The sequence below is a fragment of the Bremerella sp. JC817 genome (assembly GCF_040718835.1).
GTDB lineage: Bacteria > Planctomycetota > Planctomycetia > Pirellulales > Pirellulaceae > Bremerella.
In genome coordinates this window covers 571,528-589,260 of the sequence record NZ_JBFEFG010000281.1, presented here as the reverse complement: position 1 = coordinate 589,260, position 17,733 = coordinate 571,528, and the positions used below count along the sequence as shown (strand labels likewise).

At 55.7% G+C, this 17,733-nt stretch carries 12 protein-coding genes; all 12 read left to right on the top strand.

All coding sequences use genetic code 11. The features are described from left to right. Nucleotides 1–7 precede the first annotated feature (7 nt). Nucleotides 8–2,317, top strand: coding sequence for a cytochrome-c oxidase, cbb3-type subunit I (ccoN, locus tag AB1L30_RS25390; protein WP_367017199.1), 2,310 nt, complete (start codon nucleotides 8–10; stop codon nucleotides 2,315–2,317). After that, nucleotides 2,314–2,487, top strand: coding sequence for a hypothetical protein (locus AB1L30_RS25385; RefSeq protein ID WP_367017197.1), 174 nt, complete (start codon nucleotides 2,314–2,316; stop codon nucleotides 2,485–2,487). The genes ccoN and AB1L30_RS25385 overlap by 4 nt, the downstream gene beginning before the upstream one ends. Beyond that, nucleotides 2,484–3,131: a cbb3-type cytochrome c oxidase N-terminal domain-containing protein gene (locus AB1L30_RS25380; RefSeq protein WP_367017195.1), complete on the top strand. Its 648-nt coding sequence runs from the start codon at nucleotides 2,484–2,486 to the stop codon at nucleotides 3,129–3,131. Before AB1L30_RS25385 ends, AB1L30_RS25380 begins: the two co-directional genes overlap by 4 nt. A gap of 22 nt (nucleotides 3,132–3,153) precedes the next feature. After that, entirely contained in the window at nucleotides 3,154–4,554 is a 1,401-nt protein-coding gene (ccoG, locus tag AB1L30_RS25375; RefSeq protein WP_367017193.1) for a cytochrome c oxidase accessory protein CcoG, read from the top strand. Next, nucleotides 4,533–4,775 carry a FixH family protein gene (locus AB1L30_RS25370; protein ID WP_367017192.1) on the top strand — a complete coding sequence of 81 codons (243 nt, stop codon included), beginning with the start codon at nucleotides 4,533–4,535 and terminating at the stop codon, nucleotides 4,773–4,775. Before ccoG ends, AB1L30_RS25370 begins: the two co-directional genes overlap by 22 nt. Nucleotides 4,776–4,778: 3 nt before the next feature. Then, nucleotides 4,779–5,564 carry a sulfite exporter TauE/SafE family protein gene (locus AB1L30_RS25365; protein WP_367017191.1) on the top strand — a complete coding sequence of 262 codons (786 nt, stop codon included), beginning with the start codon at nucleotides 4,779–4,781 and terminating at the stop codon, nucleotides 5,562–5,564. A 9-nt stretch (nucleotides 5,565–5,573) separates the two neighbouring features. After that, complete coding sequence (locus AB1L30_RS25360) at nucleotides 5,574–8,090, top strand: heavy metal translocating P-type ATPase (protein ID WP_367017189.1); 2,517 nt, start codon at nucleotides 5,574–5,576, stop codon at nucleotides 8,088–8,090. Further along, nucleotides 8,087–8,254 (top strand): cbb3-type cytochrome oxidase assembly protein CcoS, encoded by a 168-nt coding sequence (gene ccoS, locus AB1L30_RS25355; RefSeq protein ID WP_367017187.1) that lies wholly within the window; start codon nucleotides 8,087–8,089, stop codon nucleotides 8,252–8,254. Before AB1L30_RS25360 ends, ccoS begins: the two co-directional genes overlap by 4 nt. A gap of 233 nt (nucleotides 8,255–8,487) precedes the next feature. Then, nucleotides 8,488–9,513 carry a glycosyltransferase family 2 protein gene (locus tag AB1L30_RS25350; protein WP_367017185.1) on the top strand — a complete coding sequence of 342 codons (1,026 nt, stop codon included), beginning with the start codon at nucleotides 8,488–8,490 and terminating at the stop codon, nucleotides 9,511–9,513. An 866-nt stretch (nucleotides 9,514–10,379) separates the two neighbouring features. Continuing rightward, the gene (locus AB1L30_RS25345) at nucleotides 10,380–11,384 is read left to right on the top strand and encodes an efflux RND transporter periplasmic adaptor subunit (RefSeq protein ID WP_367017183.1); all 1,005 of its coding nucleotides are present in this window, start codon (nucleotides 10,380–10,382) and stop codon (nucleotides 11,382–11,384) included. A 13-nt stretch (nucleotides 11,385–11,397) separates the two neighbouring features. Beyond that, nucleotides 11,398–14,874 (top strand): efflux RND transporter permease subunit, encoded by a 3,477-nt coding sequence (locus tag AB1L30_RS25340; protein ID WP_367017181.1) that lies wholly within the window; start codon nucleotides 11,398–11,400, stop codon nucleotides 14,872–14,874. A 589-nt stretch (nucleotides 14,875–15,463) separates the two neighbouring features. Next, the gene (locus AB1L30_RS25335) at nucleotides 15,464–17,230 is read left to right on the top strand and encodes an efflux transporter outer membrane subunit (protein ID WP_367017179.1); all 1,767 of its coding nucleotides are present in this window, start codon (nucleotides 15,464–15,466) and stop codon (nucleotides 17,228–17,230) included. Nucleotides 17,231–17,733 lie beyond the last annotated feature (503 nt).

Below are 17,733 nucleotides of genomic sequence, written 5' to 3'. Positions count from 1 at the left end.
GATTGCCATGAGTGCAGCGCAGGATAACGTTACAGGAAGTTCACAAGTCAGGTCGGGGCATCTCGAGTCGTTCTCGTACGACGACAAGATTACCCGGCAATTCATGACGGCGACCGTCGTCTGGGGTATGGTCGCCTTCCTGGCTGGGATCTACATCGCCCTTCAGCTGGTGGTCCCGGCCTTGTCGCTGAACCTCGAGTTCCTGACGTTTGGGCGTCTTCGTCCGCTGCATACCAATGCAGCGATTTTCGCCTTCGCCGGGAACTCGATCTTCGCGGCAATCTATTACTCGACGCAGCGACTGTTGAAGACCCGCATGTGGTCCGACACGCTCAGCCAGCTTCACTTCTGGGGCTGGCAGTTGATCATCGTCCTGGCGGCGGTGACGCTTCCGCTGGGGATCACGCAGAGTCGTGAGTACGCCGAACTTGAATGGCCGATCGACTTGCTGATTGCGTTGGTTTGGGCTGGCTTCTTCGGGGTGAACTTCTTCATGACACTCGTTGTTCGTCGTGAAAGGCACATCTACGTGGCGATTTGGTTTTATATTGCCACGATCATCACCGTTGCCATTTTGCATATCTTCAACAATCTGGTCTTCCCGACCGGCTTGTTCAAAAGCTATTCGATCTACGCCGGCGTTCAGGACGCCTTCATGCAGTGGTGGTATGGCCACAACGCGGTGGCGTTCTTCTTGACGACGCCGTTTCTCGGACTGATGTACTACTTCCTGCCCAAGGCCGCCAATCGCCCAGTGTTCTCGTACAAGCTGAGTATCCTTCACTTCTGGTCGCTGGTGTTCATTTACATCTGGGCCGGTCCGCACCACTTGCACTACACAGCCGTCCCGGAATGGGCGTCGTCGCTGGGGATGATCTTCTCGGTGATGTTATGGATGCCATCTTGGGGCGGGATGATCAACGGCCTGCTCACCTTGCGTGGTGCCTGGCGTAAAGTGACCGAAGACCCAGTGCTCAAGTTCTTCGTCGTGGGCATTACGTTCTATGGCATGTCGACCTTTGAAGGGCCGATGCTGTCGGTCAAAGCGGTCAACTCCCTTTCGCACTACACCGACTGGACGATCGCTCACGTGCATAGCGGTGCCCTCGGTTGGAACGGGTTCATGACCTTCGGCATGATCTACTGGTTATTGCCACGTGTTTTCCAGACGCAGCTTTACAGCAAGAAGCTGGCCGAATGGCACTTCTGGCTGGGGCTGATTGGCATTCTGCTGTACATCATTCCGATCTATGGGGTCGGTGTTTATCAGGGGCTGCTCTGGTTCGCGATGAACAGCAAGGGGCAGTTGGTGTACCCGAACTTCATCGAGACAACCGTTAACCTCGCACCGTTCTATTGGATCCGTGCTTTGGGTGGCCTCTGCTTCCTGGGTGGGGCCAGCATGATGAGCTACAACTTCTACAAGACATGGGCATCACGTCCGTCGACGTACGAAGTGCCGGTTTACCAGGCCGCTCCACTGAGCAAGGACTATCAGGAACCAGCCATTGAAGGCTCGAAGCTGGAGACCGTGGTGAACGTTGCCAAGAAGCTGGACGTGTTCACGCGTCTCGGTTGGCACCGCGGATGGGAAGGTCGTCCGATCTACTTCAGCATCTGGGTCACGATCGCAGTGATCGCCGCCTCGCTGTTCGAGATCATTCCAACCTTCTTGATTCGCTCGAATGTTCCGACCATCGCTTCGGTGAAGCCATACACACCACTAGAACTGGCCGGCCGTGACATCTACGTGGCGGAAGGTTGCTACAACTGCCACTCGCAAATGATTCGTCCAATCGTGGCGGAAACGATCCGCTACGGCGAATACTCGAAGCCGGGAGAGTTTGTCTACGACCATCCATTCCAATGGGGTTCGCGTCGCATCGGTCCTGATCTGGCACGTGAAGGAGGACGGCAATCCCACCTGTGGCATCTGATCCACTTCCGTAATCCAGGTGACTACATCAAGGGCTCGATCATGCCGAACTATCCGCATTTTGAGCAGCAGGATCTGAACTTCAATACGATTCCAGAACGGGTCAAAGCGGCTTATTACCTGGGTGCTCCGTATCCGGACGAAGTGTTGGAGAACTCGATCGAAGTGGCGAAAGCCCAAGCCAAGCAAATCGCGGACGAGATCGCTCAGCAGCAAGGTCCTGCGGGTCTTGAAGGGAAGAAAGTGATCGCATTGATCGCTTATATCCAGCGATTGGGCACCGATATTTCCAAAACGGAAGAAACAGCGGCCGAAGGAGAAGCGGAGAAAGCTGAGCCTGCGGAAGCGGCTGTGGGTAACGAAATGGGAGACCAGGAATGATAGGCGACCTTTTAAACAGCTCGCTGTACGCGTGGATCGGTACGCTGTCGCTGTTGATGTTCTTCTGCGTGTTCGTGGCAATCACCATCCGCACGCTGCTGACTGACAAGAAGATAACCATGTCCGAAGCCGAAATCCCGCTAGACGATGGGGAACGGAGCCCACGATGAACTCGACTGAAAAACCAAACTCGACCGCTGACGGCCACATTCCAGACGATCCGTTGACCGGCCACAGTTACGACGGCATTCAGGAATTCGACAATCCGATGCCGGGTTGGTGGAAGGCGATTTTTGTCGGCACGATCATCTACGCCGTGTTTTACTGGGTCTATTACGAAAACGGTCTGACCCCGGGACGTTCGGTCATCGCGGCTTACGACCGGGCCCTGGCCGCCAACTTGAAAGAGCGTTTCTCGACCTTGGGCGAGATCAAGCCTGATCGCGAGACGATCCTGCGGTTTTCGACCGACCCTGAATGGCTGCCGGTCGGCAAGAACGTCTTTCAAGCAAACTGCACGTCATGCCATGGTAACGATGCCGAGGGACGCGTCGGACCGAACCTGACCGACGAACATTGGAAGAACATCAAGAAGGTGGAAGACCTCTATCGAGTGATTGAAAACGGTGCCAATGGTAACGCCATGCCTGCGTGGCGCGGCAAGCTGGAGCCGCAAGAGATCATTCTGGTCTCGTCCTATTTGCTTTCGCTGAAGGGGAGCAATCCTGCAGGAAAGGGCCTTCGTCCGATCGCAGGCGAAACCCACGTGATTTCAGACCTCGATGCGCCAAGCGAAGCAGCCCCGTCTGAATAGCCCAGCCAATCGGTAACCAGTCATGAGCGACGAACTGTTAACCCCTGACGAGCATGTGCTTTCCACTTTAGAGTCGGACGGTTCGCGCCGTTGGCTCTTCCCGCGAGTTTCGCTGGGGAAGTTCTGGCATGCTCGCCGGATTGTCGGCTTCGCGTTGATTGCCATCTTCGTGGCGATCCCGCATGTGCGACTGAATAACAAGCCGCTTGTGCTGCTGGATATCACGGAACGTCAGTTCACGATTTTCGGCTACACGTTTTTGCCGAGCGATACGTTGCTGTTGGCGTTGTTGATGATCAGTGTCTTTCTGACCATCTTCCTGCTGACGGCGCTACTGGGACGCGTGTGGTGCGGATGGGCTTGCCCGCAGACTGTTTACCTGGAGTTCGTTTATCGCCCGATCGAACGGTTTTTCATGGGAACCTCTGGCCGCGGCGGCGTTCCCAGCAAAAGCGTGCCGGCCTATCGCAAGATCGCGATGTACGCGATCTACCTGGTGCTGTCGATGGCGTTGGCCCATACGTTTCTGGCGTACTTTGTCGGAACCGATCGGCTTCGCCAATGGGTGACTCAATCGCCGTTCGAGCATCCTGGACCATTCATCGTGATGGCTCTGACGACCGGCCTGATGATGTTTGACTTCGTGTTTTTCCGCGAGCAACTGTGCTTGATTGCATGTCCCTATGGACGCTTGCAATCGGTGCTTCTCGATCGCAATTCGCTGATTGTTACTTACGACCACATCCGAGGCGAACCCCGCGGCAAGCGAAAGCAAGGGCAAGGGCAAGGGCAAGAGTTGCCAATCGTGGAAGAGCCGCAAGGCGACTGCATCGATTGCAAGTTGTGCTTGCGAACCTGTCCCACCGGGATCGATATCCGCGATGGGCTGCAGATGGAATGTGTCCACTGCACCCAGTGCGTTGACGCCTGCGACGAGATTATGACGCGCATCAACAAGCCGACCGGCCTGATTCGTTATTCGAGCCAAGAGGCGATCGAGACGGGCGTGCAGCGATACCTGCGGCCACGCGTTTTCATCTATCCCACACTGCTGGCGATCGTTGTTTCGATCCTGGCCTACAACATCATCAACAAGAAGTCGTTCGATGTGACCCTGATTCGCGGGTTTGGCTTGCCTTACGCGGTGAATGATGCCGGACTGATCGAAAACCGATTGCAGGTGAAGCTGGTGAATCGTCTGGAAGAAGAGGACACATTTCAGATGGCGCTCGAGCCGAACATCCTGCAGTTGGATGGGAATGGCCCCACCACGATCGCCGCAGGAGCTTCGGAAACGATCTCGTTCGTGGTGATCGCGGATCGGAAAGATTTCGTGGTCGGCAAGATTCCGGCCACGCTCAAAATAACTAGCGAAAAGACCCAAGACGAACGGAGCATCCAATGTCAAATATTCGGTCCTTAGAACCGACCGCTGAGGATTCCGACGAAGTTTGGAAAGAACAGTGGTCGCACCTGGTGTGGGTGGGAATGATCGTTGGCCTGTTGGTGCTACAGATCGTGATGTCGGTGACGGCAGCGATCATCGCGACCAATTCGCACTCGAACGACATCGTGCCGGACTATTACCAAAAGGCGTTGCATTACGACGAGCTTCACGCGACGTCGGTAATCAAGGAGTCGTAGTCCATGGAGGTGATCTCGATTGCTCTGGTGATTCTGACTGCCAGCCTGGTCGGCAGTGGGCACTGCGTTGGCATGTGTGGCCCATTCGCCATCCTGGCTAGTCGTGGCGAATCGCAGGGCAAATGGATGTCGCTGGTCTCGCTCGGTGGTTACCACCTGGGACGACTGCTCACGTATGTCGTGCTGGGAACGGTCGCCGGCGCGGCAGGTTCGCTGGTTGATCTGGGAGGCGACTTCCTGGGATGGCAGCGACTGGCGGCATGGATCACCGGATTTGTGATGATCGGCTACGGGTTCATCGCTTTGCTGCGACTGTCGAAAGTCGGGTCGGTTCACTTTGGTCTGCCCACTTACCTCGGAAATTTGGTGCAGCGGCTGTATCGTGTGAGTGGGCGTTTTCAGGGAATGTCGCGGTCGGTCGCCATTGGTGGCGTGACCGCTTTGCTGCCTTGTGGCTGGCTGTATGCGTTCCTGTTGATTGCCCTCGGAACCTCGCAACCGCTCCATGGAGCTGGCGTGATGGTGGTGTTTTGGATGGGAACCGTGCCGCTGCTCTCGTTGTTTGAAATTGGCGTGCACTGGCTGACCGATCACTGGAAGCGTTGGATTCCGACGGCAACGGCGGTGCTGCTTATTGTCAGCGGGTTTTTCACGATCTCGGTCCGGGCCCATGCGGTCTTCGATTCAATCGATCAGGAACTGGCCGGACAAATCAACACGGTCGAGGCTGTTAACAAGGCCAGCCAGACGCCTCTCCCGTGTTGTCATAGCCAGTCGGCGTGTGATTGAGGCACGACGATGACCACAGCCCAAATCAAAGCGAAGTCTTTCTCCAATCAGGTGGCCTGTACCCACTGCGGCCAGCCCGTCCCGGGCCACCTGGTGCGGAAAGAACATGACGAGCAGTTCTGCTGCCACGGCTGCGAGACAGCTTATCGTATCGTGCAAGAGGATCAGGAACTGTTCGATTCGATCCAGCAACGACGCAGCGAAAACGATGCATCGTTGTTCAGCGGGCACGACTATGGCTTCCTTGATCATGAAAGCTTTCAGGAGGCCAACTGTCAGCCGATCGCCGATGGACTGGTTCGTACGAAGTTTCTTTTGGGCGGGGTCGTTTGTGCGAGCTGCGTGTTCTCGATCGAAAAGCTTCCACGATTCTTGCCAGGTGTTGTTTCGGCACGAATGAACCTGACCACGTCGACCGCGACGATCGACTGGCAGGCCGACGCGATTGGATTATCAGAGATCGCTCGAACGCTCGACCGACTTGGTTACCCGCCTCATCCAGTGGTCGAAGATGAACTGGAAGCTTTGCAGCGGCAAGAGTCACGCCGTCAATTAATCCGCCTGGCCGTGGCCGGGGCATGTGCCGGTAACACGATGCTGATTGCTGTCGCGTTGTACTTTGGGCTGTTCACCGGCATGGACAGCGAATTCTTCCATCTCTTTCGTTGGACGAGTGCAGGCCTGGCGATGGTCTGCCTCGTCTGGCCGGGACGAGTTTTCTTTCAAGGTGCCTGGCAAGCTGTCCGGGCCGGCGTTCCGCATATGGATCTGCCGGTGGCCTTGGGCTTGGCGGCTGGCGCCACAATGGGGTTTGTGAACACGATTTTGCAGCGCGGCGAGATCTACTTCGACTCGCTGACGGTGCTGGTGTTTTTGTTATTGGTGGGACGCTATCTGCAATATGTGCAGCAGCGTCGAGCGATCCAGCAGATTTCGTTGCTGCGGTCGATGCTGCCTCGTTCGGTGACGCGACTATTGCAAACAAATGTCGACGCCGCGACCGAGTGCGTTCCACTCGAAGCGATTCGCGTCGGCGACTGGATCCATGTACGGGCTGGGGATGTCATCCCGGTAGACGGGATTGTCATGCATGGATCGTCGCTGATCGATCAAGCGATTCTAACTGGCGAGTCGAATGGGATCCCGGCGACGATCGGTGATCGCGTGCTTAGCGGGGCGACGAACCTCGCCAGCCCGATCATCGTTCAAGCTCAGTCGATCGGAGCGGAGACTCGGCTCGGCCAGATCGCTGAACTAGTCGAAGAGGGAGTTCGTGGCAAGGCTCCGATCGTTCAGTTCGCCAACCGCATTGGCGGTTACTTCGTGGCGGTCGTCCTGACCTTGGCAGCGATCACGATCGTTTGTTGGGCACCGTTAGGCATCGAAGCTGCCATCAATCACGCGATGGCTTTGTTGATTGTCGCTTGCCCATGTGCCTTAGGATTGGCAACGCCACTGACCGTGGCAATCGCCCAGGGACGTGCGGCTGCGAAGGGGATCTTGGTCAAATCGGGTGATGTGTTCGAGTACCTGGCCCGGCCTGGCGTGATCTGGCTCGACAAGACCGGCACGTTGACGGAAGGACGAATGCATCTGATCGAGTTCTTCGGCGATACGAGTATTGCTCCGGCGGTCGAAGCGTTAGAACGCCAGATCGTGCATCCCATCGCCGAGGCCCTGGTCCGCGATTTGGCAGTTCCAGCCGACGAGCGAATCTCTGCGACCAGCGTTACCGATGTCGAAACTCTTCCCGGCATCGGTGTGCAGGGATGGATCGATGGCGAACGGATCTCGGTCGGATCAAGCCAATTGATCGCCGAGGCCAACTTGTTCATCGGCGAATCGCTTCAAGATCGTCTAGCCGGTTTGATCGAGGCAGGGGACACCGCCGTGGTGATTGCTCGCCAGTCCGAGGTGGTCGCCGTCTGCTCTCTGGGTGATCGTGTCCGTGTCGATGCCAAGCAGACGATTGCCTCGCTGGAAGAGCAGGGCTGGACGGTCGGCATCTTATCCGGCGATCATCAACAAGCGGCTTTGCGGATCGGTCAGGCAATCGGGATCGCACCTCAGCGTATCCTGGGAGGACTATCCCCGGAGGACAAGTTGCGTCAGATTCAGAAGTCGAACCCATCGCAAACCGTGGTGATGGTCGGCGACGGCGTGAACGACAGTGCCGCATTGGCCGCGGCCTCGGTCGGGATTGCGGTGAAGGGGGGAGCGGAAGTCAGTTTGAAGGCGGCGAGTGTCTATCTGAATCGACCAGGCACCCTACCGATCCTTGAGACCATTACCGGCTCGCAAAAGACGGTCCGAGCGATCCGACGCAGCTTTGCCGTTTCGCTAGGGTACAATGGAATCGCCGTTTTGCTATCGATGTGCGGCTTGATCAACCCGATCGTGGCTGCCATCCTGATGCCGATTAGTTCTTTGTCGGTTTTGGCGATTTCGGCATCGAGTGGCGCGTTCGGTCAACGTCCAACGAAGGAACAGCCCGTCGAACTTCAGGTGCAACAGGTCGTCTCATGAGCGTCGTTTTCATCGCCCTTCCCATCGCATTACTGCTGGCTGGCCTGGCCGTCTGGGGATTCATCTGGTCGGTGAAGCAGGGGCAATACGACGATCTGGAAACTCCTGCCGTGCGGATGTTGCAAGATGACGATCCGCCTCACAACAAGCCGCGTTCGTCTTAAAACGGTGGTTTCAGGTCGATTGGCGGAGAACCCTCTATCAAGAATTCGCGGTTTGCTGCGCGGATCTTAATATTCGTCCCATACGATGTGGGATTGTCTTTCCATTCCGCCGTCTAGATGTTTGCGATGTCGCTGGTTGCTGAAGAGGTCGAAGTCCTGAATTGCCCTTGGGGTTGGGGCGAATCTATTGGATGGCGTTTCCAGGTAACGATTTTCGGCAGAGGCTTCGCCGCATGAACGGGCCCCGTCTGCACACCTCTGTCGCACTCTGCACCTACAACGGCGAGCGGTATTTGCCGATCCAGTTGGAAAGTATCGCTCAGCAAACGATCGTTCCGGACGAACTGATCATTTGCGACGATGGTTCAACCGATGCGACCGCCGACATCGTCGCCGACTTCCAACGCGAGGCTCCGTTTGCCGTGCGTTGGATTCGCAACCCGCGAAACCTTGGTTCGACCGCCAACTTCGAGCAAGCGATGCAGGCCTGTTCGCATCCAGTGATCTTTCTGTGCGATCAAGACGACCGTTGGCGTCAGGACAAAGTTGAACGGATGCTGGAGGCCTTGAATCAGCATCCCGACGCTGGCTTTGCGTTCTCGAATGCCCGGATCGTGGACGAAGCTGGCGATCCACGCGGTTTCCGTGCCTGGGATTCGCTGCCGCGACTATTGCCGGGAGGGAAGCAAGTTGCCGCCATCGATCTTTACCCACATTTGCTGAAGCAATGCATGGTAACCGGCGCAGCGATGGCGGTTCGACGTGACTATTTGAAGGCGGTTTGCCCGATTCCTCGCGACTGGGTTCACGACGCTTGGATGGCCATCGTACTGAGTGCCTGGATGCCGAGCGTGGCGATCGATGACGACCTGATCGACTACCGAGTGCACGCCCGTCAGCAGATTGGATTGCGTCGCCCTTCGCGGTTTCCGCTGAGTTTAGGCCCGCTGGGGAGAAGTCTCCGATCGAAAGGGATCGCTGGAACGAAGTCAGGCGAGATCGAGCGGCTGCAGAAAATGGCTCGTCAGTTCGCGCAGGTCAAACAGCATCTGCAAACGCTCGACGCACCAGAGCTGGAGGACGTGTTGACCGAACGCCTGGCCGATTTGGACGAAGCTGCCGACCACTTTCGGACGCGACTCCAGATTAAAGCGACCGGTCGGCAGGTTGCAAAAGTCTTCGGCGAGCTGCGTGCCGGTCGCTATCATCGCTTCTCGCTCGGCTATTTGACTGCCGTTCGCGACCTGGCGGGATTCTAGTTGTTTTGCCTGAATGCACGTTCGGCGTCGCCGCTAAGAACGCACAGGTCTCTGCTGCTCATTCGGTTGCAGCAGTTGCGTCGACCATTACGTACGAAGTGTCGTGTGAGTCGTCTTCCGCCGAGCGGCTTGCCGCAGGGAAGACCATCTTCAGTAAGCAGCTGATAGACAACTCCATAGGCAAAACTAGAATTCTCGGAACTTCGCCGGCAGTGCCTGCCTTCGAAGCGTCGCCATTGCCATCATTGACGCCGCTGCGGATCCCGAACGAGTAGGGCGGTGGAACGAACGCATCTCAAGACGACCTGCGAACGTTCTGCCACTGTGGCAACTTGAAAGGGGCGAAGGTCGCCAATATTCGTTCTCACCCTTGGGTATGACGTGAAGAGTCTGCCTGGGTGATCTTCGATGGAGTGGCACCGGGAGCGGAACCAAGGTGGACAGCTGCTGCCGATAAGGAGCCTTAAATTGCTGTCGCAGGCCATTAGAAATGAGCCGCCATTGATTTTGTGTGAAATCTGGAATTGTTTGTGACATCCCCCAATGGGTTGTAAATCAAGCAAAACCTGTGTGGATCGGCGTGAGTCGGGTTTTCTCTAAGGGCTCCTTCGGGAACAATAGATGCAACCCCACCGATCTATATTCAATCTCTCCTTGCCAGTCTTCCTGGCTCTACAGAGGTCGGTAAGAACAACATGAAATTCTCAGCCACTGCAGCCATTTTGTTGGCGCTGGCTTCCGTTGCGCTCGTGGGCTGCACTTCTCCAGCCGAGTCGCATGAGGAATCCCACGGCCACGAAGAGGCCCACTCGGAGGCTCATGAAGAGTCTCACGGTGGATCGGGTCATCATGCCCACAAGATCTTGGTGACCAGTCCCATCGAAAAAGATGTGATCACGACGCAGCAATACGTCTGCCAGATCCACTCTTGCAAGCATATCGAGGTCCGCGCCCTGGAGGGTGGTTATCTCGAAGAGATTCGTGTCAACGAAGGACAGGCGGTCAAGAAAGGCGATCTGATGTTTAAGATCGTCCCGACCCTCTACCAGGCACGCTTGGACTCGGAAATCGCGGAAGCCAACCGTACCGAAATCGAGCTGCAAAACGCGCAAAATCTGGCTGATAAAGGCATTGTTTCGCCCCAGGAATTGGCACTGAAGAAAGCCGAATTGGCCAAAGCGAAAGCCAAGGTTGCCCTGGCCCAGGCCGAGTTGAACTTCACCGACGTGAAGGCCCCTTTCGACGGAATCGTCGACCGCCAGCACACGCAGCTGGGTAGCTTGATCGAAGAAGGGGACGTCCTGACGACCTTCTCGGACAACAGCCTGATGTGGGTTTACTTCAACGTGCCGGAATCTCGCTACCTGGAATACAAGGCGGATCTGGACGCCGCCGATTCGAGTGGCTCTAGCGAAGAGCATCTGCAAATCGAATTGAAGTTGGCTAACGGCAAGATCTTCCCGCAACCTGGGAAAATCGGTGCGATCGAAGCCGACTTCAACAATACAACCGGTAACATCGCCTTCCGTGCCGACTTCCCGAACCCCAGTGGTTTGCTGCGAAACGGCCAGACCGGGACCATCCTAATCCATCGCACGCTACCCGGGGCAGTAGTGATCCCACAGCGGGCGACGTTCGAGATCCTGGCGAAGCGGTATGCGTTTGTGGTTGATGACGAAGGGGTCGTTCATCAACGCGAAATCGATATTCGGAACGAGCAGGAAGACATCTTCGTGCTCGCCGACGGTTTAAAAGCAGGGGAAAAGATTATCCTCGAAGGTATTCGACAGGTGCGCGATGGCGACAAGATCGAATACGAATTTAGGTCTCCCGAAGACGTTCTTGGCAACCTCAAGTACCACGCGGAATAGGGAGATATGACCCATGTTTTCGAAATTCTTACATCGCCCTGCGCTAGCTATTGTGATTTCGCTGCTCATCCTGTTCATGGGTGGGCTAGCCATCACGGCTTTGCCGATCTCTCAGTTCCCTTCTGTCGCGCCTCCCAGCGTGGTGGTTTCCGTTTCGTTTCCGGGTGCGAGTGCCAAGATTCTGGTTGACTCGACGCTCGTGATTTTGGAACGAGCCATCAACGGTGTGCCTGACATGCGTTACATGACGTCAGCTGCCACCAGTGCTGGTGAAGCGACGATCATGATCACGTTCGAGCCGGGAACCGACCCGAACATTGCGGTGTTAAATGTGAACAACCGCATTCAGATGGTGAAGAACCAACTGCCGCCGATCGTGGAACGCGAAGGCATCATCGTTATGCAAAACATGACGAGCATGCTGATGTACGTGAACGTGTACAGTAAAGATCCGAATCACGATCAGAACTTTCTGTACAACTATGTGAGCGTCAACGTTCTGCCGGAAATTCAACGTATTCGAGGCGTGGGCCGCGCGACCATCCTGGGGAACCGCGCTTATGCCATGCGTATCGAGTTAGATCTCGATCGAATGCGGGCCTACAACGTTTCGTCCGCCGACGTGATGGAGGCGGTGAAAGAGCAGAGTATGATCGGTTCTCCCGGTCGACTCGGCCAGGCGACCGGTACGACATCGCAGACGATCGAGTACGTGCTTACATGGGTGGGCCGTTACAACAAGCCAGAACAATATGAAAATATCATTCTGAGGGCGAATCCCAACGGCGAAATCTTACGAATTAAAGACGTCGCCAAAGTCGACCTGGGTTCTTCTTTCTACGACCTTTATTCCGACATCGACGGCGATCCTTCGGCATCGATTGTGCTCAAGCAGATTCCGGGGTCGAATGCCGCTGAGGTGATCAAGGCGGTGAAAGATAAACTACGGGAAATCAAGGCCGAATCGTTCCCGCCGGGGATGGATTACGCCATTAGCTACGACGTGTCGAACTTTTTGGATGCGTCGATTGAAAAGGTGCTTCACACCCTGTTTGAAGCGTTCATCCTTGTTTCGATTGTGGTGTACCTCTTTCTAGGCGACTTCCGCAGTACGCTCATTCCGACGTTGGCAGTGCCGGTGTCGTTGATTGGGACGTTCTTCTTCATGAGCATGTTCGGGATGTCGATTAACCTCATTACCTTGTTCGCCCTGGTGTTGGCGATCGGTGTGGTGGTCGACGACGCGATCGTGGTGGTGGAAGCGGTCCACGCAAAGATGCACGAGCAACATTTATCCCCATATGCGGCCACCAAAGAAGTGGTCGGCGAAATCAGCGGTGCAATTATTGCGATCACCCTGGTGATGACTTCGGTGTTCATTCCGGTGACCTTCATGCCAGGTGCGGTGGGCGTGTTTTATCGGCAGTTCGCGCTGACGATGGCCATGTCGATTGTTCTTTCTGGTGTGGTTGCGTTGACGTTGACCCCGGTGCTGTGCGCAATGATCTTGAAGCCACATGGCTACCAAAAGCAGAAGGGGCTGGTTGGTTTGACCAATCGCGGCTTGAAAGCGATGGCCGGCAAGCAGGTGCATATTGCTCGGCTGCTGCTGTCGATCGTGCTTGGTCTGGCGGTGGGCGTCGGCGTGTACTTTTTGCTGCATGTCGAGTTGATCGAGGAGGTGATCTCGGAGCAGGTTGAATTAACCCACGAACGCACGATGATCGTTGCCGGCATTGTGGCAGTGTTGATGATCTTCACGTTCCGATCGGTTTTCTCGGGGGCAGAGCCTGGCGAGAAGAAGATCCGTGGTCCACTGGGGATATTTATCTACTACTTTGATCGAGCGGTGGAAAAGACCATTTCAGCCTACGTGGCAATCGTCAGTCGCATTGTGACGCGGCGATTGGTCACGATGGTGGTGGTTGGTGTGTTTAGCTACGGCATTCTGGTGGTCAACCAGGTGCTTCCGTCTGGGTTTATTCCTCTGGAAGACCAGGGCGTTATTTACGGTATTATCCAGACACCGCCAGGTTCGACGCTCGAGTACACCAACAAGAAGTCGCACGAACTGCAGGCCATCTGTGAAGAGTTTGAAGAAATCACTTCCGTAACCTCGCTAGCTGGTTACGAAATTCTGACCGAAGGTCGTGGTTCGAATGCCGGTACCTGTTTGATCAACTTGAAGCCTTGGGCTAAACGCGAACTAACCTCGAAAGAGTTGATCGAACGACTGGAGGAAAAAGGACGCGAGATCTCGGATGTGAAGCTCGAGTTCTTCGAGCCGCCAGCCGTACCGGGCTTTGGTGCTGCCGGTGGTTTCTCGCTCTGTTTGCTGGATAAAACGAACAGTGGCGACTACGAAACCTTCGGCACCGTGACCGAGAATTTCATGGCCGAGCTCGAAAAGCGGAAGGAGTTGAAGGGTCTGTTTACCTTCTTCGCCAGCAACTATCCGCAGTACGAGATCATCATCGACAACGACGTCGCAATGCAGAAGGGGGTCTCGATCTCCGATGCAATGGAAAACCTGTCGATCGTGGTGGGTAGTACCTGGGAACAGGGCTTCATCCGCTTCGGTCAGTTTTACAAGGTGTACGTCCAGTCTGCTCCTGAATTCCGGCGTTACCCTGAAGATCTCGAGAACATGTTCGTCAAGAACGACGAGGGAGAAATGGTTCCTTACTCGGCGTTCATGAAGATCGAGAAGAAGCAGGGTATGAACGAAATTAACCGCTACAACCTCTATACCACGGCCATCATTCAGGGTGCACCGGCGACTGGGTTTAGTAGTGGTCAGGCCATCGCAGCCATTCAGGAAGTTGCCAAAGAGACGCTCCCTCACGGGTACGACATCGGCTGGCAAGGATTGGCGTACGACGAAGCCAACAAGGGGAACACGGCAATCTACATCTTCGCGATCGTGGTGATGTTCGTGTACCTGGTGCTGGTCGGTCAGTACGAAAGCTTCCTGCTGCCGTTGGCGGTGATTGTTTCGCTTCCGGTCGGTTTGTTTGGTTCGTTCCTCATGCTTAAAGGCATGGGACTTTCCAACGACGTGTACTGTCAGATTGGTCTCGTCATGCTGGTCGGTCTGTTAGGCAAGAACGCGATTCTGATTATCGAGTTCGCCGTTCAGCGACGACATGAAGGGCTGAGCATCAAGGATGCGGCCATCGAAGGTGGTAAGCTCCGTTTCCGCCCGATCGTGATGACCTCGTTCGCGTTTATCGCTGGTTTGATTCCGCTGGTGCGAGCGACAGGTCCTGGTGCCATTGGTAACCAGACCATCGGTACCACGGCGGTCGGCGGTATGTTGATGGGCACGCTGATTGGTGTCTTCGTGATTCCGGGGCTGTATTACCTGTTCGCGAAGATATCGGACGGGCGTAAGCTCATTAAAGACGAGCACGACGATCCGCTCAGCGAACTCTTCGAACGCGACGAGTCACATGGTCATGGCCACGATCATGGTCATGGTCACGCCTAGGATAGTGCGGTTCGACAACGGAAATCTTTGCCGGTTCGTCACAATAATTACAACCGGCAAAGATTAACATCGAATTGCTCGAAAAAATTTCACTCGTTTCGTATCTGGACACGAAACGAGCACCTCGACCAGGCAATCGTCGTTACATCTTGCCGAGATGTTACGACCCGGCCGCCAGGCCCCTTCTATGCCATCACTTGATGGCCTTGATAAGTCGAATGACCACTCTTGGGTCATGGCGAACAGCCCTCAAAAGTTACCAGACCGTCGCATTTGAAAACGCAGGTTGACTCGAGGATTTACGAGTCCAAACGTTCGTGAACGAAAACATACGCACGATCGATTTCTCAGGGATGATTCTCTGTCCTGTAGTCAATATTCTGCCGATAGGAACTGAGCCGGCTATTCCTACGTTCGTGGTCCTGCGGCTTCTCGCAGTTCGTTCGACTCGGTATACGCTTTCCAATTGTGCCTAAGGTGCGGCTGGCAATCTGAGAGGCTGTAAGAACCTCTCGATGAAAAATCTGAACCCCACACTTCCGATTTTCATATTTCCCTACGACTGCCATTTGGCCAAAGGGGCTCGATAATGAGACAGAACAGATTGACCACATGCTCCCTTGGGGAGACGCCGGCGAGCCATCTGCTGCTCGGCGTGGCGGCTTGCCTGATGATGGTTCTGTCCGGCTGTTCGATTCCGAAGCTGTATTGTGCTTCGCCTGCACCAGTGATGCCGGGTGACTTTAATGGGACCACCACTGCCGACAACGTAGCAGACGTTGGGGTGTGCGAGTTCTTCGGCGATCCAATGCTGACCGACCTGATTGCCGAGGGATTGGCCTCGAATCAGGAACTTAAGATTCGCAACCAGGAAGTGCAGGTCGCAGCCAACGAGATTTTGGCTCGCCGCGGTGCTTACCTGCCGTTTGTCACCGTGGGAGCCAAGGGTGGCTTCGATCGCACCAGTCGGTATACGCCTCTGGGTGCTGCAGAAGATCAGCTGACCTACCCAGGCGGCGGCACCTTCCCTGATCCGCTGGGCAATGTGGGACTGACGGCCAACCTCTTCTGGCGCGTCGATATCTGGCGGGAACTGCGAAACTCGCGTGATGCCGCCACGAATCGCTACATCGAAGCGGTCGAGATTCGAGACTTCTTCGTCACCCGTCTGGTGGCCGAGATTGCCGAGAACTACTACGAACTGTCGGCGTTGGATCAACGTCTGACTTACTTGAATCAGACGATCGAGATTCAAAAGCAGAGCCTCGAAGTGGCTCAGGCCCAGAAAGATGCCGCTCGTGGCACCGAACTGGCCGTCCAGCGATTCCTGGCCGAAGTTCGCAAAAACGAAAGCCAACGCTACATCGTTTCGCAGTCGATCATCGAAACCGAGAACAAGATCAACTTCCTGGTCGGTCGTTACCCACAACACGTCGATCGTCAGTCGTGGGGCTTCATCACGCTCGACTCGCAGGTGCTGGCGGTTGGTGTGCCAGCCCAGTTGATGCAGAACCGTCGCGACATCCGCGCTGCTGAACGTGAACTGGCCGCATCGGGACTCGACGTCCTCGTAGCTCGGGCTCGCTTCTTCCCCACGCTGGACATCACCGCTCGTGTGGGCTTCGAGGCCTTCAATCCTCGTTACTTGTTCGACCCAGGTGCCTTCATCGCCAACACCGCTGGCGAACTCGTAGCACCGCTGATCAATAAGAAGGCGATCCGTGCTGAGTACCTGAGTGCCAACGCACGTCAGCTTCAAGCAGTCTACGATTACCAGCGAACGGTGCTCAACGCTTACACCGAAGTGGTCAATCGCATGGCCAAGGTCGAGAACTACCGGCGTGGTGTCGAAATCAAGCAGGGCCAGGTGCAAGCCTTAGAAGAATCGGTTAGCGTCGCTACCAACCTCTTCCAGAATGCCCGCGCCGAATACGTCGACGTGTTGTTCTCGCAGCGTGACTTGCTGGAAGCACGAGTTGACCTGATCGAAACCAAGCAGCAACAGCTCTCGGCGATCGTCAACGCTTACCAGGCCTTGGGTGGTGGTTACCTGCTGAACAACGCCGGTATGACCTACAAAGACGTCCGCTGCTTGCCACCAGGCTACTCGCTGTGCGAACCGGTTCAGGCCGGTTCGGCCACGGGCGAAATGGAACTACCGGTCCCGCCAACGGTTGACGGTCAGCCACATCCGGCGACGCCAGACGCCTTGGCTCCTACTTCGCTCGATCAGGTCGAAGTAGAACCAGCCGCAGAGGTAACCTTGCTGCCGGCTCTCAATCAGCCGGACAAGATTGTGAAGTATCACGGAGCGAACGAGGTGCCGCCTGAGTTCGCCATGCCGGAGCGATACTAATATCGAGGTTTGCCTATGCTCGTTTGGCTTAGGCAGACATGTCTCCACGAAGAACCCTCGCGCCAAGTCCAAGGCCGAGGGTTTTTTGTTTCGAACTGGCTAGGAACTAAGTAGAGCACTCGGACAGAGAGTCAGGTGCGCAAACATCGTCGACTTCACCGTACGTAGCTCGATCGTTGAGTACATCGTCGCGACACCAAGGGGAATCGCTTCTTCCAAGTGGATTCCCAAGCCGTTTTCAATGGGGGACGACGTAACGGCGATGTGACTTGACGATTCGGCCAGAACCGCTCGAAAAGTTGTCCTGGGATGTCGACTGCAGGAGACAGTGTTGCCCTGCGGCGACAGTCGATAGGCAGGGAAGTCTGTAACGCGGTAGGTCTATCTCCACAGCATCGCCGATTCCTCGCTTTGTAACGATCTCCGCCAACGAGCGGATGTTATAAGGGATAATCTTTCGTAAGTGATTGACGGTCGACCGTCGACCGCTTAGCATCATGGCC

What these genes read in the sequence shown, in the direction of transcription:
- ccoN (WP_367017199.1), top strand. Translation starts at nt 8, where the DNA reads ATGAGTGCAGCGCAGGATAACGTTACAGGAAGTTCACAAGTCAGGTCG.
- AB1L30_RS25385 (WP_367017197.1), top strand. Translation starts at nt 2,314, where the DNA reads ATGATAGGCGACCTTTTAAACAGCTCGCTGTACGCGTGGATCGGTACG.
- AB1L30_RS25380 (WP_367017195.1), top strand. Translation starts at nt 2,484, where the DNA reads ATGAACTCGACTGAAAAACCAAACTCGACCGCTGACGGCCACATTCCA.
- ccoG (WP_367017193.1), top strand. Translation starts at nt 3,154, where the DNA reads ATGAGCGACGAACTGTTAACCCCTGACGAGCATGTGCTTTCCACTTTA.
- AB1L30_RS25370 (WP_367017192.1), top strand. Translation starts at nt 4,533, where the DNA reads ATGTCAAATATTCGGTCCTTAGAACCGACCGCTGAGGATTCCGACGAA.
- AB1L30_RS25365 (WP_367017191.1), top strand. Translation starts at nt 4,779, where the DNA reads ATGGAGGTGATCTCGATTGCTCTGGTGATTCTGACTGCCAGCCTGGTC.
- AB1L30_RS25360 (WP_367017189.1), top strand. Translation starts at nt 5,574, where the DNA reads ATGACCACAGCCCAAATCAAAGCGAAGTCTTTCTCCAATCAGGTGGCC.
- ccoS (WP_367017187.1), top strand. Translation starts at nt 8,087, where the DNA reads ATGAGCGTCGTTTTCATCGCCCTTCCCATCGCATTACTGCTGGCTGGC.
- AB1L30_RS25350 (WP_367017185.1), top strand. Translation starts at nt 8,488, where the DNA reads ATGAACGGGCCCCGTCTGCACACCTCTGTCGCACTCTGCACCTACAAC.
- AB1L30_RS25340 (WP_367017181.1), top strand. Translation starts at nt 11,398, where the DNA reads ATGTTTTCGAAATTCTTACATCGCCCTGCGCTAGCTATTGTGATTTCG.
- AB1L30_RS25335 (WP_367017179.1), top strand. Translation starts at nt 15,464, where the DNA reads ATGAGACAGAACAGATTGACCACATGCTCCCTTGGGGAGACGCCGGCG.